Annotated in this window: 25 protein-coding genes; 4 read left to right on the forward strand and 21 right to left on the reverse strand. The window is 49.8% G+C overall.

Translation table 11 applies throughout. From position 1 onward, the window contains the following. The 8 genes from GKO01_RS13255 to GKO01_RS13290 all read right to left on the reverse strand — a co-directional run bounded on the left by GKO01_RS13255 (position 1) and on the right by GKO01_RS13290 (position 10,050). Positions 1–2,301, reverse strand: coding sequence for an autotransporter outer membrane beta-barrel domain-containing protein (locus GKO01_RS13255; protein WP_099287435.1), 2,301 nt, complete (start codon positions 2,299–2,301; stop codon positions 1–3). Between the two features lie 52 nt (positions 2,302–2,353). Continuing rightward, positions 2,354–2,923, reverse strand: a complete 570-nt coding sequence (locus GKO01_RS13260; RefSeq protein WP_099287436.1) for a putative phage tail protein — start codon at positions 2,921–2,923, stop codon at positions 2,354–2,356. Positions 2,924–2,932: 9 nt separating this feature from the next. Then, positions 2,933–4,024: a baseplate J/gp47 family protein gene (locus tag GKO01_RS13265; protein ID WP_167383489.1), complete on the reverse strand. Its 1,092-nt coding sequence runs from the start codon at positions 4,022–4,024 to the stop codon at positions 2,933–2,935. Between the two features lie 239 nt (positions 4,025–4,263). After that, positions 4,264–5,751, reverse strand: coding sequence for a phage major capsid protein (locus tag GKO01_RS13270; RefSeq protein ID WP_099287438.1), 1,488 nt, complete (start codon positions 5,749–5,751; stop codon positions 4,264–4,266). Positions 5,752–5,813: 62 nt separating this feature from the next. Then, positions 5,814–6,500 carry an HK97 family phage prohead protease gene (locus GKO01_RS13275; protein WP_099287439.1) on the reverse strand — a complete coding sequence of 229 codons (687 nt, stop codon included), beginning with the start codon at positions 6,498–6,500 and terminating at the stop codon, positions 5,814–5,816. Continuing rightward, positions 6,497–7,816 (reverse strand): phage portal protein, encoded by a 1,320-nt coding sequence (locus GKO01_RS13280; RefSeq protein ID WP_145994770.1) that lies wholly within the window; start codon positions 7,814–7,816, stop codon positions 6,497–6,499. Before GKO01_RS13280 ends, GKO01_RS13275 begins: the two co-directional genes overlap by 4 nt. Positions 7,817–7,957: 141 nt before the next feature. Continuing rightward, positions 7,958–9,685: a terminase large subunit gene (locus GKO01_RS13285; RefSeq protein WP_099287441.1), complete on the reverse strand. Its 1,728-nt coding sequence runs from the start codon at positions 9,683–9,685 to the stop codon at positions 7,958–7,960. Then, positions 9,685–10,050: a P27 family phage terminase small subunit gene (locus GKO01_RS13290; RefSeq protein WP_145994771.1), complete on the reverse strand. Its 366-nt coding sequence runs from the start codon at positions 10,048–10,050 to the stop codon at positions 9,685–9,687. Before GKO01_RS13290 ends, GKO01_RS13285 begins: the two co-directional genes overlap by 1 nt. A 938-nt stretch (positions 10,051–10,988) precedes the next feature. Between GKO01_RS13290 and GKO01_RS13300 the strand changes: the two genes are divergently transcribed. After that, positions 10,989–11,336 carry a hypothetical protein gene (locus tag GKO01_RS13300; RefSeq protein WP_099287444.1) on the forward strand — a complete coding sequence of 116 codons (348 nt, stop codon included), beginning with the start codon at positions 10,989–10,991 and terminating at the stop codon, positions 11,334–11,336. Here the strand turns inward: GKO01_RS13300 and GKO01_RS13305 are convergent. The 9 genes from GKO01_RS13305 to GKO01_RS13340 form a co-directional block, all read right to left on the reverse strand. Beyond that, the gene (locus GKO01_RS13305) at positions 11,325–12,140 is read right to left on the reverse strand and encodes a DNA circularization N-terminal domain-containing protein (protein WP_167383490.1); all 816 of its coding nucleotides are present in this window, start codon (positions 12,138–12,140) and stop codon (positions 11,325–11,327) included. The two genes, GKO01_RS13300 and GKO01_RS13305, sit on opposite strands and share 12 nt — an antisense overlap. After that, on the reverse strand, positions 12,137–12,601 hold the full coding sequence (locus GKO01_RS13310; protein WP_167383491.1) for a phage GP46 family protein: 465 nt from the start codon (positions 12,599–12,601) through the stop codon (positions 12,137–12,139). The genes GKO01_RS13305 and GKO01_RS13310 overlap by 4 nt, the downstream gene beginning before the upstream one ends. 14 nt (positions 12,602–12,615) lie before the next feature. Next, positions 12,616–12,831, reverse strand: coding sequence for a hypothetical protein (locus GKO01_RS16035; RefSeq protein WP_062105891.1), 216 nt, complete (start codon positions 12,829–12,831; stop codon positions 12,616–12,618). Position 12,832: 1 nt separating this feature from the next. Further along, a complete protein-coding gene (locus GKO01_RS13315) occupies positions 12,833–13,210 on the reverse strand; it encodes a hypothetical protein (RefSeq protein ID WP_145994772.1) in 378 nt (125 codons plus the stop codon). Between the two features lie 117 nt (positions 13,211–13,327). Continuing rightward, entirely contained in the window at positions 13,328–13,903 is a 576-nt protein-coding gene (locus tag GKO01_RS13320; RefSeq protein ID WP_099287448.1) for a phage baseplate assembly protein domain-containing protein, read from the reverse strand. A 16-nt stretch (positions 13,904–13,919) separates the two neighbouring features. Continuing rightward, complete coding sequence (locus tag GKO01_RS13325; protein ID WP_099287449.1) at positions 13,920–15,062, reverse strand: phage baseplate assembly protein; 1,143 nt, start codon at positions 15,060–15,062, stop codon at positions 13,920–13,922. After that, positions 15,059–15,610 carry a hypothetical protein gene (locus tag GKO01_RS13330; RefSeq protein ID WP_062105883.1) on the reverse strand — a complete coding sequence of 184 codons (552 nt, stop codon included), beginning with the start codon at positions 15,608–15,610 and terminating at the stop codon, positions 15,059–15,061. Before GKO01_RS13330 ends, GKO01_RS13325 begins: the two co-directional genes overlap by 4 nt. Beyond that, the gene (locus GKO01_RS13335) at positions 15,607–15,978 is read right to left on the reverse strand and encodes a hypothetical protein (RefSeq protein ID WP_099287450.1); all 372 of its coding nucleotides are present in this window, start codon (positions 15,976–15,978) and stop codon (positions 15,607–15,609) included. The genes GKO01_RS13330 and GKO01_RS13335 overlap by 4 nt, the downstream gene beginning before the upstream one ends. A gap of 106 nt (positions 15,979–16,084) precedes the next feature. Then, entirely contained in the window at positions 16,085–16,645 is a 561-nt protein-coding gene (locus GKO01_RS13340; RefSeq protein WP_099287451.1) for a hypothetical protein, read from the reverse strand. 129 nt (positions 16,646–16,774) lie between these two features. Here GKO01_RS13340 and GKO01_RS13345 point away from each other — a divergent pair, with 129 nt between their 5' ends. Both GKO01_RS13345 and GKO01_RS13350 read left to right on the forward strand, forming a co-directional pair. Then, complete coding sequence (locus GKO01_RS13345) at positions 16,775–17,137, forward strand: hypothetical protein (protein WP_099287452.1); 363 nt, start codon at positions 16,775–16,777, stop codon at positions 17,135–17,137. An 80-nt stretch (positions 17,138–17,217) separates the two neighbouring features. After that, complete coding sequence (locus GKO01_RS13350; protein WP_167383492.1) at positions 17,218–17,454, forward strand: HNH endonuclease signature motif containing protein; 237 nt, start codon at positions 17,218–17,220, stop codon at positions 17,452–17,454. 231 nt (positions 17,455–17,685) lie between these two features. On the opposite strand, the gene GKO01_RS13355 is transcribed toward GKO01_RS13350, so the two are convergent. Together GKO01_RS13355 and GKO01_RS15805 are read right to left on the reverse strand one after the other, a co-directional pair. Beyond that, entirely contained in the window at positions 17,686–17,949 is a 264-nt protein-coding gene (locus GKO01_RS13355; RefSeq protein WP_145994773.1) for a hypothetical protein, read from the reverse strand. After that, positions 17,942–18,154, reverse strand: a complete 213-nt coding sequence (locus tag GKO01_RS15805) for a hypothetical protein (RefSeq protein ID WP_145994774.1) — start codon at positions 18,152–18,154, stop codon at positions 17,942–17,944. Before GKO01_RS15805 ends, GKO01_RS13355 begins: the two co-directional genes overlap by 8 nt. A gap of 153 nt (positions 18,155–18,307) precedes the next feature. On the opposite strand from GKO01_RS15805, the gene GKO01_RS13360 reads away from it, so the two are divergent. Further along, positions 18,308–18,790: a lysozyme gene (locus GKO01_RS13360; RefSeq protein ID WP_099287455.1), complete on the forward strand. Its 483-nt coding sequence runs from the start codon at positions 18,308–18,310 to the stop codon at positions 18,788–18,790. Positions 18,791–18,956: 166 nt separating this feature from the next. On the opposite strand, the gene GKO01_RS13365 is transcribed toward GKO01_RS13360, so the two are convergent. Both GKO01_RS13365 and GKO01_RS16120 read right to left on the reverse strand, forming a co-directional pair. Further along, positions 18,957–21,227, reverse strand: coding sequence for a phage tail tip lysozyme (locus GKO01_RS13365; protein WP_099287456.1), 2,271 nt, complete (start codon positions 21,225–21,227; stop codon positions 18,957–18,959). Positions 21,228–21,334: 107 nt separating this feature from the next. After that, a partial coding sequence (locus GKO01_RS16120; protein WP_218017442.1) for a hypothetical protein occupies positions 21,335–21,568 on the reverse strand: 234 nt, incomplete at its 5' end.

Here is a 21,568-nt window from a genome sequence, read left to right on the forward strand (position 1 = left end):
TTACTTTGGTCCAAAAGCTACTACTGAGAACTGAGTAGCACCTCTATTTACCACTCGGATTGTGAAACCCGAGGCATCCCAGTTATATGCTGCAAAATCGACGTCAATATCTTGGGCCGGTGTGATAAGGATTGCTACTGGTGCTGATCCAAATGCTTGCGGAAAGTTTACGCGCATATTGTCAGTTGCATTAACTTGGAATGGCTCCATTCTATTACCATAAGCAAAGTTCCAGATGTTTCCCGAGGAACCGAAATCACCTTGGTAAGAGCTCCACGGAACATAGTTGGCATTAACCCAGTTCGTTGTTCCATAACCCTGACTATTGACCCATGACTGAACATCATTGGCTTTTTGATTGGCTACGTTATGGGCGAAAGCTGTTGTGGCTATGTGTGTTCCATTATCTTCATTGCCGTGTGTCTGGTACCATGCTTCGCCACCTACACTTAGATTTCCATTGACCAAAACCCCGGCATTAAAAGCTACTGTTCCGTTATAGGAACCAATAGTATTCGTGTAGAGCCAGTTGCCCTGACCTACCCTGACATCACCATTCACGATTGCAGCGCCGTTGATGGTGGCCTGACCGGAAGTGATATTTCCACCTAGGTTCAGAGAGCCGTCAGGATTGAATATCGCAAAATGATCCGAGCCGTTGTTGGTATGGATTACAACATTTCCCTGATTTGTATCCTGATATACCGACGAGTTTCCGCCGTTGTTGAATGCAAGTGTCTTTAGAAAAGCACCTTGGAATGTCGGCGTTGAACTTGTTTGGAGTGTTTGGTTCGTAATCGTTCCGACGTAGTTGTGAACAAACGAGGTAGATGCTGCATTTTTAGAGTTATCGGATGTTGAAACAGTGGGAACCTGCAACCCTGTGCCGACTGACACGATGCCAGAGTTTCTGCTTATCGTGAGGGGTGTCGATAAGAGGGTATTGCTGTCCGAGTAAGCAGAAATAACCAGATCACCACCGGCGTTGTTGCCTGTCTCTGCTGCATTGCTTTTTCCGATGGTCCAGCGATTTTTGCCGCTATTGCTCAGGTAGATGGTTGCCCAGTCAGACCCATTATCAATGATGGATAGGTTAGACGTCAGGTTGGGGGTCGTTAGTGCTCCAGCGGTTATCTTGCCGCTTACGGAGAGAGGGCATGAAAAAATAGCGCTTGCGGCTTGGAAGTTCAGGGATGCCTGACCAGTAGCAGATGCTGAACCACCGCTTGCAGAAATGCGAGCGTCAAAGTCATGATTAACACCGAAGGAATGGAAATCCAGATAGGTGGTATTGTTCTGACCGTTAGTGGTATCGCCTAGTTCTATACCCATTGTGCCGCCCGACGACGCGCCGACACTCAACGCCTTACCGATAGTAGCCTGACCAGTAGTCGTTATGTCGTTCGCTGTTAGGGAGCCTGAAACGGCTAGAGGAGAATAAAGGGTGGAACTGGCGGGAGCGAGAGACAGAACTCTTGAAGCCATATCGCCGGTAGTGGAACTGTCTCTGAACATGAAATGACCACTGAAGTCAGTGAACGTCATTATATTGCCAGTACCCTGACTCCATGTTGTCGCGTCTGTTCGGTAAATGTCGTTATCCAAGGAGATTGAATGATAATAATGATCCCCTGCGTTCGAGATCACATGAGCGCTGGTTGAACTATCCTGCTGGAGCGAGATGCCGCCGATTGTCGCAGATTGATCGACCTTCAATGAACCGGATATCTCGCCACCGATGAGGGGCAGGTATTGTCCCTGAACCCAGTTCTGTTCAGCGAGATAGTGCCATGTCCCGGAACTGTCCTGTGCAGAGGTTGTGCCAGCAACATGATTGAAACCTATTTTGCGAATACCGTAGGTGTTGTCGTCTTCTTGCTGGAATACAAAGCCGCCTAGTTGCGTCTGATCGACCTGCGCGATCAACTCCGAACCTGTCCAGCCGATATAAACCTTGTTATTAGCCATCCAGTCACCACCGCCCTGCTGAACTGGCGTAAAGCCGACTGTCGCTTGCATGGCCTTCTGGTTCACATAATCTACGGTAGCGATCTGGTTAGCTGGCGCGGATGAACCCGGCTGCGATGTCAGAGGAGTGCCTGTTAGTGTCGGACTGTTCAGAGGCGCAAATGTCTTGTTCAACAAGTTGCTGATCTGGCCAGATGAGTTGTCGGGATTGACGCCATGTGACGTTAGGATTGCATTTAGCTCACTAACGATAGTGTTCATATCCGTGGTGGTAAGTTTTGTTCCCTGTTGTCCGATAGCCGGATTAGGGTCCTGATATGTTTTATTGAACATCAAATAACCTCTTAAAAATGAATATATTCAATCGTATTTAATGGTTTCCTTATTACGCGAAGTTTGGATTGTAGTAAAAATATGCTTTGCACATTGCAGGAACTAGGTCTGAGAACTCGCATTCAAGAAAAGCAATGTTCGGGTTGTCTGTGCTCACGAATGTAACGGCATAGACTTGGCTTTCGTCGTCCATCGTTCCAACGTCGTCACCGAAACGGTAAACACCCGGAACGATACCCCCATACTCAACTACCTTGATCGTGAAGCCCATTGCTCGTGCATGGTTGACGTAGAAGTCTTTCGAGATGCTGCCCGTCATCGTTAAGCGAGCAACGATCTGACCTCTGCGTTCATCATCACTGGAGTCTGCTGTTACGCACTTACTCGGCAGACCTACTGCCGTTTCCCACACGTCTATGAAGTTTGTTGTCGTCGCAGGGAAGAGATCAACAAGGAGATCACAGGCCGCATCATCGAACCTCTGTTTCTCTTGGTTCAAACCCTCAACGAACTTTGACATATTACTGCCGGGATTTTTGTTCCAAGCATCGCCATTAGGAAGAAGGTTCTTTGCAGCATTGATGTAGTCGGCTGCCTGTGTTCGGGTAATAAGGTTACTCATGGCGCCTCCTTAGTTGTAGGTAATGTTGCCGATGACAGGAAGCTGACCGAGCGTCGTTGTGACGTTCCCGGACGGCGCTGTCAGCGTGAAGTCAGTTGAGCCCGTCACACTGCTGATTGCAGCGATGATTGAGGCTTGCGAAATGACCGAGCCAAGCGGTGATCCCTGATTTTCAAATAAGGTTGTTAGTGAGGTTTTGATCGCACTTTGAATGGACGCCGATGCCGATTTGAGCCCAGACAAGGTGATGTCTGTTGAGACTTTGATCGGGGAGCAAACGAGCAACAACTCGGAGACCGGCTTCTGGGATTGCAGCGCATTAGCGACCGAGAGCTGATCCCCCGTCGCTGTCTGCCAGCGAGTATCGAGCGTTGAAGATCCGTCCGAGCCTTGCGGGAAGCCCTGATACTGGTTTGTACGATCCATCATGACATACAGGACCACTTGCCCTGGCATAACGGGTACGGGGTTAACCCATGCAGCGGTGACACCGGGAACGGCTAGAGCCCAGTCCACATGGTCTTGCGAAGAACCGCCTACGCTTCGGACTTTGAATGCGTCGATTACGCGAACGCGAAGCTGATCATCTGTTTCTAGTGGTGTACCATTTTCAATGGAGTTGGTTAGAGTAACGGAAGCGTTTACGCCCGCAATCGGGCTGATGAGCGAAAGCATTGAACCTGCGCTCGCATTGCCGGATGTGCCTGAAACGGTAGCTGTTATGGGAACACTGTTTCCAACATTGGAAAGAATGTTCGTCGTGTAGATGAAGCCATCGCTTCTTTGCAGGACCGTACCCGCTGGAATGGTCGCGTTCGTTGTGCCCGAGAAAGAAACCGATCCTGTTGCCAGAGCGGCAGACTTTCGCGTGATGCCTTTGAGGGATGCCCATTCCTCAAGATAAACGTCCGTAGCCGTCGCCGGGCTGGCCTGAAGGATCAAATATTGTAGGAATGCCCAAAGGTAGTAGATTTCTTTTGAGTCGGCTCTTGCTATTGTTCGTAGAACTGATTGGTCAGGAAGATTGACGCCTGTACTGTTTACGATGTCCTGTTCCATTCTTTTACGAATGGTTTCAAACGTAGGGTAGGCATATGCCATGGTAATACCTCTTATATTGGATAGAATATTCTCTCCGTATTTAGAGGCGTTTGGATTTATCGGCGTAAAGCAAGCGGGCGTCATATATGCCCGCAGAGGGCATTTAGTGATCCCGGGGCACTGTGTAACAAGCTGGGCGTTAAATGCGCTGTGCGGGCTTCTGAGGGCGTCTTAGGGACGCTATTCACAGGAAAGCCCCGACATTGCTGCCGGGGCCTCTTGTTTTTGGCTTATTCCGATTAGCCGTTGTTTGCACCGCTTGCACTTGTGCCTGCCTGACCCTTCTTCGCAACTGCGCCAGAAGCATCTGTGCCAGCCAAGTTAGGAGTGAAGATCGAAGAATCAACACTGGAAGCAAGAGCAGCGAAGTTGCCAAGGGACCAATCTTCAACAGTCATCTTCGCAATCGCGTTAGGCTGAACAGTGTTGAAATCGTGCCTCATGGAAGCCTTGAAGCTGTAGAGGTCCTGTCCCCAAGAGTGAACAGCACCGCTAGCGTTCGAATACGAACCAACGTCAGTACGGTCGAACTCATAAGAGGTAGCTTCACCGAAGCGCAGGTAGTCACCCTGAACCAAGTAGATATTGGACCCCTTTCCAGAAGTACCAAGATTTGTCGGGATCTGTGTCGTGGTCAAAATGTCCTTTCCGAATAGCTTGCCCGAAGCAAGCTCTTCCTTGAATGGGAACTGGTAGTCGTTAGCGAAGAACATCAGAGCATTCTTGACGTTCGGGTGCATAAGGAATGTCGAACCCTCGGCGTCAATCAACTTACCTTCGAGAGCAGCAATCAACTGAGCAAGGCTCTGGGAGATTGTCGTTACGTTTGTAAGGCCGGTCGTACCGGTCAACGAAGTGAAGGTGTTAGCAGCGGGAACGAGACCTTCAAGACCGATTGGCTTGTTGCCTGATCCGTTATCAAGGCTGTTGATCATAACGCTATCGACCTTAGCGGACATAACGCGACCAATCTGCTTTGCAACCTTAGCGGCAATCTCGAAAGGAGATAGGATATCAACTTCTTTGGTGATCGACGTTACGGCAGCAATCTTTCTCCAACGGAGATATACGCGGTCCCAATCGCCTTCGCTGTATGGGAACTGTTCGCCTTCGTCGATGTAAGCGGCGGTCACGGTGCCTGACTCACGAAGGATGGTCTTCTGACCAAGTGGCATAGATTCTTTCTGAGCAATCTTTACGATTACAGATTCAGGATAAAGCGCCTCAACGTATCCTTCCATTGCCTGTGGGATGATCGGCTCACTGGTAGTAGTGGTTGCCTTGGTCATAATGTTTGCCGCATCGGAAGCCTTAAAGCCGTTCGCCTTTAGCTTTGTTGCAGCATCACGGCCATGCTTCTCGGCAAAAATCTTACCAAGACCGCGATAACCAAACTCTAGTTTTGGATCGAGGCCCGAACCAATATCCTTGTTGATCGAGAAGGTCTTAACCTTGAACTCACCGGACTTCTCATCAGAGTCAGATGAAGCAGGCGAAGAGGTGTCTTCTTCAGCATCCTTTGCTTTCTTCGCATCAAGCTCTTCTGCACGAGCTAGGCGCTCTTCGAGAGTGCGAACGCGGTTCTGTAGATCCTCATATTCTTTCTCGGCTGGTGCTGTGTCTTCGCCTTCATCTTCTGCTTTGCAGAGAGCGATAAATGCCTTGTCGAGTTTCTTTACTGCTTCATCTAGCGAAGCCTTTACATCAAATGTGCGATTAGATGACATATATGTCTCCTTGAATGTTATTAGTGATAATCACCTTTGTATTTATTGATTGAATATTATATTCACTTGAGGCGAGATTTGATCTTTGCCAAGTCAATCTCGCGCTGTAATCTTTTGCGGTTTATTTTTTTCTTCTGATCTGGAAGAATGTCACTAGCTTTATTATCGCTAGTATCAGGGTGGTTACTGTCTTCAGTGTCTGGGGCGTCATCTTCTTGTTTCTCCTTTACATTGACTAGAAGTGCCTCTTGGTTGCAGGGGATCGGCACAATGGAGAACTCAAGAAGTTCTGATTCCGTTATGGTCATTCCACCGGCATCATTGATGCTGTAGTTGAGGGGGCGGAAGCCGATGCTTACGGCGCTGATAAAGCCGTCTTTTAAGGCTCTGCGACAGAACTCTGCGTCTGGACCAACAACGGGATAATCCGCTGGGCAGAACTCAACAGTTCCCTGCCATCCATTACCGACGCGCTTCAGTTCAACGCATCGCCCGATAGGCCATTCGCCGTCGTTATGGATTTTGAGAACGCGGGGATTTCGTAGATACTCGGTAACGTCTAAGCCATCGGGATCAACGATATCGTTAGCTCTATCCAAGGCATCGTTTGTGATGACGAAAGTGAAAAGATCACTGCCGTTGTCTAATGCTTTAATCTGGAAATCGGCTGTAACTGTCTTTTCCAGAGCCGATACGTCTTGAGACTTAACGGCATCACGGAAGCTCTTAATGGATATATGTTTCCTCATGATTGGTTTTCACTTTCATCATTGTCGGTTGGTAGGGTTCCTCCCGGTGTTGTCTGCAAGCCGTCGGTCTGGCCGATCGCGCCTGTATTGAGTGGACGTAGAATCTCATCGCCTCCCTCGTATCCGGGGAGACCTTCTCTTGCGCGCCATTCGTTTGGAGATAGAAGACCGGCAACGACGGCTTTGGAGCCAGCGTCAACGCGATCCTTGTAAACAGGACTGACAGCCTGTGTGTAATCGTACTTCATGCGATATTGATCACGCTCGGAAGCGATGAAGCACTTATCCAGAAATAGCTCTTCAAACTGCGTTGTTACGGGTCCGCAAGTGTCGCTGTAGAAGGTGCGCTCTTTCTGCTCGATGGATGCAGCGGCGTCCTTGTCCTCAAGTCCCAATCTATGAGCAGGGTAGTTCGTGACGTTACAGACGTTTCGCTTTGAATCCTCACCCATTTCAGGAAGCATCAAGTCCTTGACGCTTAGGTTCATGGGAACAAGTTGAATGTCTGGTGGAAGAGCGGGACCCATGCCAACATTGGCCGTTCCTGCCATTCCCTTCATCAAGTTTTCACGGATCGTAGCAAGCTGTTCCGGCTTATATCGACCAGTCGTTGTGATGATATATTGGATAGAAGTTCCGTTGCGGAATGCACCTGCTCGCGTCTCTTGAATGGCAAGATCAATCCCGAAAACTTCCGGCGATAGATCAAGCGGCCCCTTACCGATTATGTTGTTCTCGAAGTTGGTGTGCATGAGATGAATGACATCTTCTTGCAGGAGCCTTCTTGTCTGGCCGGTTTCGGCTGCAAAGCTCGTCTTTCGGCCTTTGAACTGGTTGGTCGACGCCGTGTAGAGCCTGTCTCCGTCTTCCAGTTCCGTGACGCTCATACGGTCAGGTGTGATGGTGATCAGCTCAACGGGGCGTCCATCATTTCCTCGGATGATCGCCACATAAGCGTTTCCCCAGAGGACATAATGGATCATAAGATTGTTCATGAACTGGAACCACGAACGATCCTTGCTGTTCGGGGTTTTAAGCAAGCTGCAAAGCGGATGGTCCGTTGTGTTTGTCCATCCGCCGTTGGAATCTATCTTCTGAATGTTCGGTGGTAGTTTTGCGATTGCTGATGAATACCCCGTCACACACCCGAAAACAGTTGGTGACTTCATGACCGTGTAAGGGGTGACGACAACGCCTGAAAACGTCGATCCTGCTCCCACCATGCCGGGAGGTGGTCCCCAGTATTGAGGGGCTTCTATATATGCACCCGGCCCGAGTTTTGCTGGAGGATTATCGGAAGGGATCGGTGTTTCCACCGGGACGGCTTCGGCCTTTGTGATAGTTGGCGCGGCCCAACTACTCGTAGGTGTGGGGCTTGAATCCTCCCCTTTTATTAATCTTGAAAATATGGACACATGAATACCTCGTAAGAATACTTCTTTGAGGTATTTATTTCGTTACCATATCACTTCGGTTGAGAGCGGCTGACTGCCATCACGGATATAAGAATGAAGGGCATTACACGTTGCATGAACGCCGTCTATCTTGCGCGTAGACATCTTATTTTCTTTGGAAAGCTGTAGGTTCTCCAAGTGGTCATATGAGGCATAGACGTTCAGGCAGTTCCAACGGAAGATCGGATTGTTAAACTTGATCTTGTGTTCAAGGATGGACTCTTCAAAGAGCTTATTCGCAAGGTTTAGGTTCTTTCCCTGCGTTACAGGCCAGACTGTTAGGCCCTCGTCTTCAAGCTCTTCCATCATATTTTCAGAGCCCCATTTATCGACGTTTACCGTTTCGATTTCATATGTCTTGCTCAAGTCGATGATGTAGTCCCGCATTTCTCGATAGTCGATTGTTCGGCGGCGTTGCGTTGTTAGATATCCGTCACGGACCCAAGCAGGATAAAGCTCGTTTCCAGCACCTTCTACCGTGGCCTCTGGAAGCCAGTACTTCGGAAAGACATAGAAGGTATCATCGCGTTTGAAGACAGTAGACACGCAGGTCATATCTCGAACACTCGACATATCAACGCCGATCCAGCAGGGCTCTCCTTTGAAGTCCTCGATCTTCAAACTTGTATCCAGACCCGCATTAACGTCGCTGGATTCCAGCCACTGCGACGAACTGGATAGCCATATGTTCAGGTTAAATGTGAAGAATGATGCTCGTTCGGATTTAGAGCGTTTTGCATCCGCTGCGTTCTTCTCGAACTTCTTACGGTTAAATCCGAAGTCCCAAGAAGGATTGGCCTTGCGCCATGTGCTTTTCTCAAAGGGGTTATCGCCTTCATCAGCGGCCCATATGCAGCCGAAGAACGTTTCATCGACCAAGTTGCCTTGCAGAATATCGACGCATTTTCGGTGCATGGAATAGCCAAGCCCTTCCATTGAATCGCCTGCTGTCGTGATGATCTTGGTGAGTGTCTGGGGTCGATCTTTCAACATGCCTGTTTGAAATATGTCGTAGACCTTTCGTGTCTTGGTTGTGTGAAACTCGTCGAAAATCACCACACTTGGGTTCAATCCGTGCAGCCCATCAGCATCACTAGACACGGCGCGGAAGAACCCACGGTTGCCGATCTTGCGCCCATTTACGACGATCTCTTTGTCTAGGCGGATTTCTTCCTGCTTCGCTTCGATCCCCAGTTGAGACATGAGGGCAGGATGGTTCTGTGTATGCTGATAGGTGAAGCCGTAGAGGATGCGAGCCTGTGCTTCCGTAAGAGCACTGACATAAACCTGTGGGCCGCCTTCGCCATCGCAAGCGAGGAAGTAGATCGGCATCCCTGTGATGACTGAGGTCTTACCGTTTCCTCGTCCCATCTCGTCGTATGAGAAAGAGAAGCGTCGGTAGTCGTCTGAATCGTTAACCCATCCGAGCGTCTGGGATATCGACCATAGCTGATAGGGATACATCTCGAAGGGCTGTCCCATCTTGGTTCCTTCCAAGATGGTCAGGTAGCTCATGAGAGTTTGGTATCTTTTCCCTTTGCTCGGGTCATAGTGGTAAGGGAAGTCAGGTGTAGAAGCTCGCTCCAGATCACGGATAGAGCGTTCACACGCGAGCTTCGTATATTCACCTGTTATGATTTTCCCAGACAGGACATCCTTGACGTAGGCATACTGATCTTGCTGTTCGAGATTGCCAGCATCAATGGCGGCGAACTTTCCTCCGCACGACATTAGGTCAATCCGGGAAACTGCACGACTGTCACGGTGTCTTCGTCGGATGCGCCTTTCTTGAGGGACTTGGTGTCCATCGGCGTCATGCCAAACTTGGCATACAGACCTTTCAGGGAAGCCTGTGTGGCATGAAGGGCTGTCAGTTCAGGGTGCTGACGACGCATCTTCCCTGAGTCGTAGAACTTGCCATGTTCGTCGATATAGGCCCGATACTCTTCTTCATCGGTAATCAGGCAAACCATCTGAACCATCGCCGCTTCGTGGCGTGCCTCGTAATCAGGATGAGAAGTTAGCTGTTCAAACAACTCTTCTCTTCGAGGTTTGCCGTCAATGTTTTTTGGGAATGAGTTTTTCTTAATAGTCACGATAATAATCTCCAATGATGTGTCGGAGATATTTAGCTTTTGACTTTTTTACTTTTTCAAAATCAGGATTTTTACGGACTAGACTGGGTGTGCGCTCGTGTTTGGGTCCGCTCAACTTTTCGGAACGCGTTACCCCTTAGGTCATCAAGCCCTCAGAGCGTCGTAGAGCACGGTGTAAGGTGCGCGGGTGCAAGTAGTGCTGCGCTGGTGTGCGGGGGTCTGTACGGGCTTCTGAGGGGGAGACTTCGCCTACCTACCGCTCGCTGATGAGTACGAATCGAGTACATTCTCATTGAATGTAACAGTGGTGGCTGGTATCAGGGATGAAGCATTAGTAAAGGATAGACCCTAATGACTAACGTCTCAGAAAGAGTAATCGTTGCAGCTATAAAAAAGGTTGTCCGCCTAGAATCCGACGGCGAGTGGCGACTATCGCTCGATCTGACCGGTGAACCTGCAAACGATCTTCGTAACTTCCTTCAGGCGCACATAGAATCAGGCGAGCGTAGTGTAAGCGGTGTAGAAGGTTTTCTTTCGCAACAGATAAGTCAGATAGTTGAAACTAGGATTGCTGAAAAGAAACAAAACTTAGACGATTACGAACAATATGTAGTCGAGCGGTCGGGTCGAGGCTGCCTAGAGCAAGTCTGGCCTGTAGCGCAGGAGTTGCATAGATTTATAATCCCCTCAGCCAACTAAATCTCTATCGATCTCGGTGGTAGTGGGAAAGTTGCCATTGATGTCTTCAATCGTTGCTAGCAATCCGAAGAAAGAGAAGACGTCCTTGTTAAGGGTATGAATCGTCATACCGTTTTCTCTTTCTTTTGGGTGGGGGGCTATACGGGCTTCTGTGGCGCTCGCTGATGAGTACATTCGCGTTGAACGTAACAGCGGCGGCTGGCATTAGGAATGAACTAACATCAGAAAGGATTTAGATAATGGATACCGTATCGAACGAGGTAATATTTGGGGCTTTAAAAAAAGTTCTTCCGCCAGAAAGTGATGATTCTTGGGTTCTGAGGCCAGATTTTGAAGGGGTTGCTTCTAAAGATCTGAAAGACTTCATCAATGAAGGTATCAGATGTGCACAATATGAAACCCATCATATTAAAACTTGGCTTCGTACGGCTATCGAGGATTTGATAGATCAAAGATTTAAAGAGAAATCGGTAGGATTAGACCCTTATGAGCAGTACGTTATGAAGCGTGATGCTAAGTCAAGCCTGTCGGATATTCCTCGTTTAGTTGATCGAGTTTACAACTTTCTTTTCCTGTCAGGTCACTAAATCACTTACAAGGCCGGAGATAGTTCTCCTGTTGTCGCTGATCTTTTCAACCATTGCGGTCGTCACGTCGCTGGTGATCGCTTTGGCTGATTGGCTTGTAGAGATTGTACTCGTGATGTCGCTTGGCACGGAACTTGTTTGAGCAAAACGGCCAAGGGTCGCTGCTCCACCGAACAAGCTATCAATCCCCGAAATACTATTCGTTAAGCCCGTTGATCGGCTGATTAAGCCCGTCACACTTGCGCCTACTGTCGTGAGGGCGGAAGCAGGAGTTCCTAGTAGGCTCTTGGCCTGCATGGCTGTGTTGAAGGCCGCTCCGATTGTTCCAATGCCGCTCGCCTGGCTACCGGTTAGGACATTGGTGACTGTCTGGAAAATGCTGGTCTTCTGCTGGCTGGTCTTGCTGTGAGCGAAGAAGGATAGGCGGACTTGAACGATGCCGAGGCGTTCCTTGCTCTCACTAAATGGGCACTGGAGGATTGTTCCGTACCAACTGCCAAGGGAAGGGTGGACTAGTTCGATAAGGGCTCCGCTTGTGTCGGCCATTTCCTCCATGAGATCCGTGAGGTCTTGGTAGGCATCACCATTCATGATGGCTGTTAAAGCTCGTCCCAAGAGGCCGTTGTCGTTTACATCTAGCGAGCCTTCAATCTCGAAGATTGTAGGTCTCTGGCCTAGTGTCTCAACCATAGGAGTGAGGCCACCGGGATACTGATGGATAATGCGGTTGGCTCCGTAGCTAACTGTCTCATAACGATCCACGATGATTTTTGTGCCAGCTATCGTGCAGGTTTGAATGGTCATTTTACGGTACTCCATAGGTAGCTAAAGTTCTGCCGGGATGATCCTTTTGTGATCGTGACACTGATGTTCAGGCGTTTGCTGCTGACGAGTGTGCAGGCGATATCAATCTTGTCGCACATATTGTCGTCCAGCATGTCTTGCAGAGCTTCTCGGACGTAATCCGTTGCTCTTGCTTCGTAGTTTTCCTTGTCGGTGACGGGGAGGTGCCAAAGTTGCCAAAGGCGACTTCCGACCTTGCGCCCGTTCTCCTGATAGGCGTCGTACCAAAACCCTTCTTTGTTTTCGGTACGATCCCATGAGGTTTCCGCTCTTCTATTTGTAAAAAGGCGGAGGATCACGCATGTCTCAAGATCGTTGCTGGTGTCGATGTCCGTGACTGTCACGCCATTGATTACCGAGGTCGTGAAGGACCAATCTATCTGTTGTGTTTCTTCGTTAAAACAAAGCCTTATGTCAGCCATGCGTGATTTTCTCCTTAGTTGGTCTTCGAGTTCAGAGCCGCCTTGATCTGGTCGTCTTCTGCGCCTGCATCCTTCACGAGACTGATTATGTCGCTCCATTCATCAGCAGTCGGAGTTCTCTTCTCTGCGATGATGGAATAAACTTTCTCGATAAACTCGATGAATACAGGTGCTTCCTGAACAACAAGAGCGCCAAGGCTTGCGATTTCTGTAATCAATGAAGTGTTCATGTTATTTTCCTTCCGTTGAGGTCTTTCCGATTTTGTGATCGTCGAGATAAGTGACGAGTGCCGTTACGGCATCGTTTGCTAGAGTGTTTGCTGTGCTCGTTACGGTCGTTCCATTTGCATAAGCGGTGTCCACTGTTGCGAGGGCATCACTGGCATTTTTGTCCAAATCCAAGAGCGTATTGGCGATGTTCACATCGACCTTACCGAATGTGCCGCTTGCGTATTGAACGACAATCTTGTGAGCAACCACATAGGCAGAACTCGCCGTGTAGGCCGTTTCCTGTCTCTGCGTTGCCGAGCAAGCTGTTAGACTGATGGTGCCACCTAGCATCACTGCTGAAAGTAGAGCGCCTGTTATTACCTTTGTTTTCTTTGACATGAGGTTCCTTTCATGAGGTTGTTTCTCTGTGTATTTACTTGAAAGGAAGAAACCCCAGCCAAGAGGATGACCGGGGTTTCGACAACACACAGGATGCTACTTCTTGTAGCGTGGTATTTATGCTGGCGGACTTGTCTTTGAGCCCTTGCCGTTCTCCATGTGGGCATGAGACTGCAAGCTGATACCTGCGCCCACGACATCGCCGGACGCTGTAATCTTTCCGCTGACCTCAAGATCGCCGGTGATGGATACCTTGCTGCCATCGACCTCAATGACAGTCGTGCCGTTGATCGTGATGAATGTCTTGCTATTGGCTTCAATGTGGATGCCGTCTTGCGTGATCAGAACCTTCTGGTTTCGATGATCGTGCTGGCAGCTATCGCCTTGGCCGAGATTTGCCGGATGATAACGAGGGTCATGAGTGGCGATAACGAGCTTATTGTCATTGTGGCCTGTGCTGGAAACAGTCTGCCCGACTGCACCGGATAGGGCAGCGGACGCGAAACCATAGTTGCCGATGACCTGCACGTTATGGAGTTCGCCAGATGCGCCGTATGTCTGACACTGAGCCGTGTGGACCTTGCCGGTTGTGTTCGCATCCGTGGTGAAGAGGGTAGGCTTTGTCATATGGAGGATGCGGCTTTCCAGTACGGCAATCCTCTCCTGTAGGTTCGATATTGTTCTGTAATCCATGGCTTCTCCGTTCTGGTTACGATTTCGTATTGTAGTAGTCTGCCGAGGGATTGATGACGTTCGGCTGGATGCTGAATGCTTCACGCGGCATGAGCGTGATCTGGGTCGTTGATCCGTTTGTGAGGTCTCGAATCATCGTGTAGCCGGCGACAATCATCTTGCTATCTTTGATGCCTGTGAGGGGATCGGTCACGCTCACAAGGGTATTGATGTCCCAGAGATCGCCGCTGTCACTTTGGTAGCCTGTCATGACCAAGTTCATGACCATAGAGCGACCATAGTTCCGATTGGCCTGCCACTGGGCAATGTTCTGGGCATACTGGTGATCGGGAGAATCTAGGGAGTTAATCAGCAGGAGTTTGCGCTGTGTTCCCACAAGTTCTTGCTGTGGGTCTTTGCCAATGCCGGTAGGGATGGGGAGAGCAGGACCGCTGCTGTATTGATCATTCGGCTGAACGGCGACGACGTACTCCGAAAAGCGTCCGCTGATATCGAGGGAGAATGAGGTGTCCTCGATCATAGCAGTAGAGGTGTCGATTGTAGCAACGGGATTGCCATCTGCTACGTCTGCGATAACCAGTGCGCCACCCACGCTATCGTAGAGGATTTTGCCGTATATTCGCGCTGCTCTCTGCAAGATCGCATAAGGCGTTTCTCCTGCGTTGAGGTTCATCTGACTTAGCTGGTCTTGCTGATATGTCGAAGCCGCTGATGTGCCAGATTTCGCGTAGGTTTTAACCCCAAACGGGCTGCACAACGTCTGGGCCAAGCCGTTTAGGTCTTTGTAGGTTGCAACATATCCGGGGATCATGGCCGAGCAGTCGAAGAGGTCACGCAAGGCCGAGCGTCCCTGTATGACAACGGGGTGATCGCTCATGGAACCTGAGGTGTCCACACGTTCGAGGATGCCAGTGAACATGAGCTTCTTGGCTATGTAAAACGTCACTTTCTGATTTGCTTGGACGGCCTCTAGGAGTTCAGGAAGCCTCGCATAAGCAAGGGCGATAGTGATGGTGAAGTTGCCCGGTAGCTGCTCCATGGATCTGTTGAACTGGAATGATGTGTAGTTCAGGAGTTCGCGGTTCCCAACGTAGATATGAAACTCCATATCAGGTGGATGGAAGGCATTGCCTGTGACGGTGATGTTCTCGGTGCTCATCGGCTCAACACCTCATTCGTCAGGTCCATAAACAGCGGCCTGATAGGGGCATTTCGCATGATCAGTTCGTCATCTCGGGTGCCGTCGCCATATAGCTGCTGGGCTATCACGCAAGGCGGAAGGGATGTCTTCGTCGTGTATGTCGTGATGTCTGGAAGGCCATAACCTCGCGTCTGGATATCGAGAGAGATTTCAGCAATCGCATTGTTGAAATATTCGAAGATGTCCGTTTCGTTGGTCTGTCCCGCGTAGGTTATCTCTGCTGTGAACATGGGCAGGATCGTGTCACGGAAGTTGTAAGCATCAGTGGAAGAAGACCATGTGACGCTGGGCTCTGCACGGTAGATCGCTTCGAGGCAGGTTCGACGTGCCAGGGCGAAAACGGGATCATAAGAGGTGGCAAGAACGGACTGGGTGTTTACGTCATATCCGTACTGCGTGATGAGGTAAGTGAGCTGGGCCACATACTGTCCGGGATCGGTGTAGATGTTCCCTAGTGTCTCAACAATCTCCTGTAGGGTTGATGCTGCGCTGGTTATATCGCTCATAGTGTCTCCGGCTTGTTTTTGAAGTTTTTGGTGTTCCTTCTGTTCGCGGTCATAGCCACGTTGTCGTTCATGGATTTTTCTTGGAAGATCGCATGACGACTGTAGAGTTCGTAGTTCTCGTAATAGGTAGACTCTACCTTGTTGGCACATAGATAGAGGACTTCCCGAGATACCAGAGCCTCATTGCCTTCAATGTGCTTTAGCCATCGCTTTCCAGAGCCGTAGTAGCTCTTCCAGTTTGTGGCTTTTCCAGACGACGAGACGATCTGCTTTTTGCCAATATACCAGTACCCGTTGAACGTCATTTTATAGACGATTGCGACTTCTGTTCCCGGTGCGTAGAGGGTGTTTCCATGCTTCCAATCCATGCGAGTATTTATTGAGATTGGAATATCGGCGCTGATGTAGGAAACCCCACGGCACTTTTCCGTGGGGTCTATGAGTGAGTGCGTATCTGTTCTTCAGTTCACTGGATCAAGGCTTCTCTCTGATTTCTTGAGCCCATGCGTGACAGAACCTAATCAAGTCTGTTGCTGCATCAGTTAGAGCCGCTTGGCTCTTCTTCACGTTCAAGTCCCATATACTGTGGTCTACTCTTGAAGGCGCTTCCTGCTTTGGAAGCTCTTCTTCTTTGACGCCTATAAGGCCGAACGCCATTCTGGCTTCCTCAGGAGTAAGGTCGCCGTCTCTGATAGCGTCTGCGATTGTGTTCAATGTCTCGGGGGTCATAGCTGCAAGAGTTAGATCGTCCTGCGGTTCTGGATCGGGGAGGCTTACCGTTTTCGGTTCTTCGTTCAGTGCCTCGCTCACGATGATTGCTAGACAAGCTGGCATCGGATGCTTTTTGAGGCTTCTGTTTTTCTGGCTGTTATAGCGAAGACCTGTTGCTTCATCGGGGGTCACATAAAGGACGCCTTGCTTAAGGCGGTACTGGAGATTTCTCTTTAGGTCTTTCCAGCGCTTTTCGTATCCGCCTGTAGCAGTCTCGATTAGCAGGTTTAGATAATCTGTAAGCTCTGTATTCATATTTTTCATAACTTCTTCTCTCTCATTCTCAAATGAAGTTTCGGAGAACTGTTTTTGTTCTCTGTTTCTATTTATACTTTTGATTAAATGAGGCGCTGAAACAGCTAAATATCGGGGATTTTAACTTGGAGATATCCCATGAACTTACTTCTATCTATTTTAAGAACTCTCGCAGGCAAGCTCGCTGTGGCTCATAAGCTCACCGATAGCCAGATCATCGCTATCTGGTGTTCCGGCTATAACCCGCAGAAGATCATTTCTGCGTTGCCGAACGATGATGCGGACTTTGCAAACATTCTGGCTGTCGCTGCTATTGCGATAGACCTCCAGAATGGAACCCTGTCGGACACTGATGCCGTAGCTAAAGCGCAATACCTGGCCTCACGTCCGGTCGTTGTTGCTCCTGTTGCGACGCCGGAGCCCGCAACCCCTGAACCCGCTGCGCCTGAGCCAGAAACGACGACTGACGAAGAGCCTGCTTCCTCTGACGACAAGTCCTAATGGGAAAGTCGGTTTATGATCATCGCTGGCGCAAGGTGTCAGAGGCCATAAGACATGCGACGCCTTATTGCGAAGACTGCATGGACGAGGGCACTGTCACGACTGCTGAAGATATGCGCCTCGATGTCGATCACATCATTCCAATCGAGGTTGATCCCTCGAAAAAGTATGATGCCGATAACCTGCGCGTTCGTTGCATCCGGCATCACTCGATCAAGACCTGTTCGGAAAACAATCACTGGAATAACCGAGAACTCCGCAAGCCAAAGCAATGGTGGATGAGTGACGAATGGGACAGTGATGCCTCTTCTGAATGAATGTGGAAAAGCCCCGGCTGTTTGGCTCGGGGCTTTTTTATCGTCTGGCTTTCTCCCGTTGTTCGTGAATGGTGTTTGCACGTTCGATCCACCATTCCAGTTCGCCTAAAGGCATATGGTAAGGGGAATAGGGATCGTTTTCGTTTACGTGCTTCCAATCGAAAAAGAGGATCAGTTCTCTAATATTGCCCCTGAGAACATCAAGGGTTTCGGAGGTAACATTAGATCCCGTTAGTTTCCCAAGAAGTCGTCGATTGCTCGAATGACGTTACCGGGCATGATGCCGATATCGAGTGCCGTAAGCCCGGTTGCTTTCGTGTAGACATACATATTGGCTTCCGCGATGCCATTAGGCGTTCCGTCATTCATTCCTGATGCTACCTGCAACTCCGAATAGTTAGGCTTGCGAACAGTGACCTTGGAGTGTCCGCCAACGGCTGGCTTCAAAGTGATTTCTAGTTCCTCGTCCGTCTTGATCGTAATGCTCTTAGCCATTGGTTTCGTCTCCTGTGTTTCCTGCTTCTGCTGCTGGTGCTTCCGTTGTTGGGTAGAGCGCATCGACTGTGCTCAATACCGATGTGATTGCCACTTGGGGCTGATCTGCCACTGCTAGTAGGTGCTTCAAAACTAGGACGTTCTTCAATACGTCCTTCGGAAGCTGTCCGGCAATGTATAGGCTTACAATATCGTTCTGTGTCATGTTTTATCTCCATGTGTTTATGACACATCTATTTATTGTTCTGACATATGAAGGGAATAAGTATTCAAGAGGTGGGTTAAGTTTACCAAATAGATAAAATATTCCTACGAACATAGTGTTCAGCCTTGGCTCATCTCATGACGGAGTATTGTCATGGAGATTAGCGAAAAGGGATTATCCATTATCCAGCATTATGAAGGTCTGAGGCTCACAGCCTACAAAGACACAACCGGTATCCCAACGATCGGTTACGGCTCCACAGGCCCCGATGTTCACATGGGTATGACCATCACGAACAGTCAGGCGACCTCGTTGCTCAAAAATGACCTGGCGGTTTTCTCGCAGATGCTAAACAGCAAACTAGCAAAGCCCATTGAGCAGTGGCAGTTCGATGCCCTCATGAGTTTTCTCTATAACGTCGGTCCCGGCTCATCGAAGAAAGATGGCCTGTTTGTCCTTCGCAATGGAAAGGCTTCGACGTTGTGGTCATGCGTTCAGACAAACCGAATGTCTGCTGCTGCTACCCAGTTTGGCTTATGGAATAAAGCCGGAGGTGTCGTGTTGTCGGGTTTGTCTCACCGACGCCACACGGAAGCATGGCTGTTTTCAACCGGCAACGTGCAGTTCTTTAACTGAACGCATAGGCGGCCGTCACAACTAGCATCATCATGAACAAGCCCAAGAGCAAACTGCGTATGGCAAACAGGAGAAGTCCACCCAGATAGGCGACTTTCACTAAGGCCCAGACGTGTGCCTTGATCCATATCCATAAAAACCAAAAACGATCCATGTCATGTGTACCTCATACGATTGCGCTAGGGAGTGCTTGGTGAACGCGAGGCGGAGCGATTGTCATTCCGCCTCCGCTTTTTGCTCTTGCCTGAATGCGACCGTCAGCAACCTCGATGTTCATCTGGTGCGTAAAGGACTGTGACTGGCTTGCCGTTATCTGGGACTGGGTTGCTTTGGCTTCCGTTGTCGCCTGTTTGTTGTTGATATCAGCAAGGCGATTGTTTGAGTCCGTGAGCTTTGCCAGCATTGTATCCGAGGAAGCCGGGGAGGCTGATATGTTGCTAGCGATATCTGCACGGCCTCGCATTTCGCCCCATGTGTTTGCAGGTCTCTCGTAGAACTTGGAAACCGTTGCCGCTGCTAGGCGTGGGTCATTGTTGTTCTGCAACTTCTGGAAGACATTTCCGCCAGTCGCCGTCTTGGATTCTGCAACGTAGAACTTTTCCTGTTCTCGTCGTGCCTGATCGAGATCCGTTACGCTCTGCATGGAGTGACCAAACATCTTGGCGTATGCAGCCTGTCTGTCTTCGTGCCACTGTCCGATACCGTAAGCGTGACCACCATCACCACGAGCGAACGGGTTGAAGTTTGACTCCTTGAGCATGTTTGCCGCGTAGCCGGTTGCGTTGGCCTTGTTCAGACCTAGCCCCATAAGCTCACTGATAGCCTGCGGAGCCATCTTGTAGCCCTGACTGTTCTGGGGGATCGCTTTCGTTGTGGTTGAGCCTGCTGCTGCGTCTGTGGGTGATCCTGATGAACTTGCCTGCGCGACTTTCTCGGCTGTCAGGTTCTTATTGAAGTCATCGACAAGGGGTTTTGCAACGAACCCGATAGCCTTTCCTACTTTCGTTCCGGCGATCCAGTTAAGTGCGCCTTTAATCTTATCGAAGATCGGGCTGATGTATGACCATCCGGCATCGAACACGGCTTTAACGCCGTCCCACATTCCCGAGAACGTAGTCGAGACAAGATCGGTTAGCGGCTGTATGGCCTTTATCGCACCACCGAAAATGTCCTTAACAGTGTCCCATGTGGCTTTGAAGTAGGGACCAACTGTGTCCCAGTGCTGATAAAGCTCGTATGCCGCAACACCCAGAGCCGCAACCACACCGACTGCAATAGCAACAGGTGCCGCGATAGCTGCAATGGCTGTCCCAAGAGCACCGAACAACTCCGTAAGGGAGCCAAGTTCAGCGAGTTTCATAGCCACGGAGCCGAAGCGCATGAGGCTCGTAGTTGCTCTAACTGCCCAACTAGCAACCTTGAAGCCTACAAGGATCTCCACAATGCCTTTCAGGCCACCGAGACTATTCACAACCCCCATGGCGCCCTGAGCCATACCGGCCCAGTTAATACTGCCAACCCACTTCGCCAGACCCGCAATGCCGCTGCTGATCTGGTCGATAAGCTGATTGGCCTGCGGAGACGTTGCAAGCCAGTTCGAGAACTGATCAAGCATCGGAGTGAGGGCAGGGGTTAGTTTGCTGGCTATCGAGTTACCGAAGCCCTGGACTGCTAATCCGACACTTTGGAACGACTGCCGGAGTTGCGCTCCTGCGGCAGTGTTCTGCTCGTTGGTTCGCAAGAGCTTCTGCGCTCTTGCGTTCATATCATCGTAATACTGGCTTACTGATTTATGAGCGTTCTTCGCCTGTTCGATCAGTCCCATGAGAGCCGGATCAACACCTGCTGCACCCAGACGAGAGCGAGCCGTGGCGGCTGACATACCAGCGTTCATATCATTGCTGGTCTTCTGAAGAGCCGTCTTCGTCCACTGATCCGAAGACATGCGATTGCTCAGGCCCATGGAGTGGATTGCGGCCTGTTCATCGCCCGAGGCCGTGCCGTTTTTATATCGACGCTGCACGTCCTGAACGTGTTCCGTTGTGGCAACAAAACTGTTGCCCAGCCCTGTTAGCGATCCTGCTCCTTGCAGCCCTCGCAGAGCAGTCGAAGCTACGCCGAGTTTTCCGCTTAGGTTTTCCACCTGTTGCGACATATCGGAGAAGCCTTTGATCATGTCGGCTATGCCCGCGAGTGATCCCAGACCTACAAGTCCGCCAACTATCTTACTTGCTGTTGCCACCTTACCTGTGAGGTTGGAAACGTTCTTCGTTATGTCTTTGATACCGGCTATCTTGCCGAACTGCTTCAACTGATTGTTGAGAGCAATGCCGGGAGCCTGTGTGGCTTTAAGCTGGTTATTAAATCCCTTTAGAGCGTTTGTTGCGCCTTTTAGATCGAAGCCAAATGATAACTGATACGATCCCGTACTCGCCATAATCTAATCCTTAACTGCATTTATTCGTATCCGTATTTAGAGAAAAAGAACCCCCGTCCTTTCGGTACGGGGGTTTGTTAAAGATGTCCGTCGATGAGTGTTCCCGATTAGCTTTCGATGATCGACAAGCAGGAAATCTCTAGCTCACTGGTGTTTTCCTTTGGGGATACCTTGATGGAATCACCGAAGAGGCAGCCTGTCGCTGTTACGAGAACACCGAAACGAGTTGTGAAGGTCACAACGGCATCGGCGAGCCCTGCAAACATGCTCGGCTTATAGCCAGCAGGCCAACGAACGGTAACGCTAATGCTACCCGGCGTTGGTTCATACGAGGTCGTATA

This window comes from Gluconobacter kondonii (assembly GCF_002723995.1).
Taxonomy (GTDB): domain Bacteria; phylum Pseudomonadota; class Alphaproteobacteria; order Acetobacterales; family Acetobacteraceae; genus Gluconobacter; species Gluconobacter kondonii.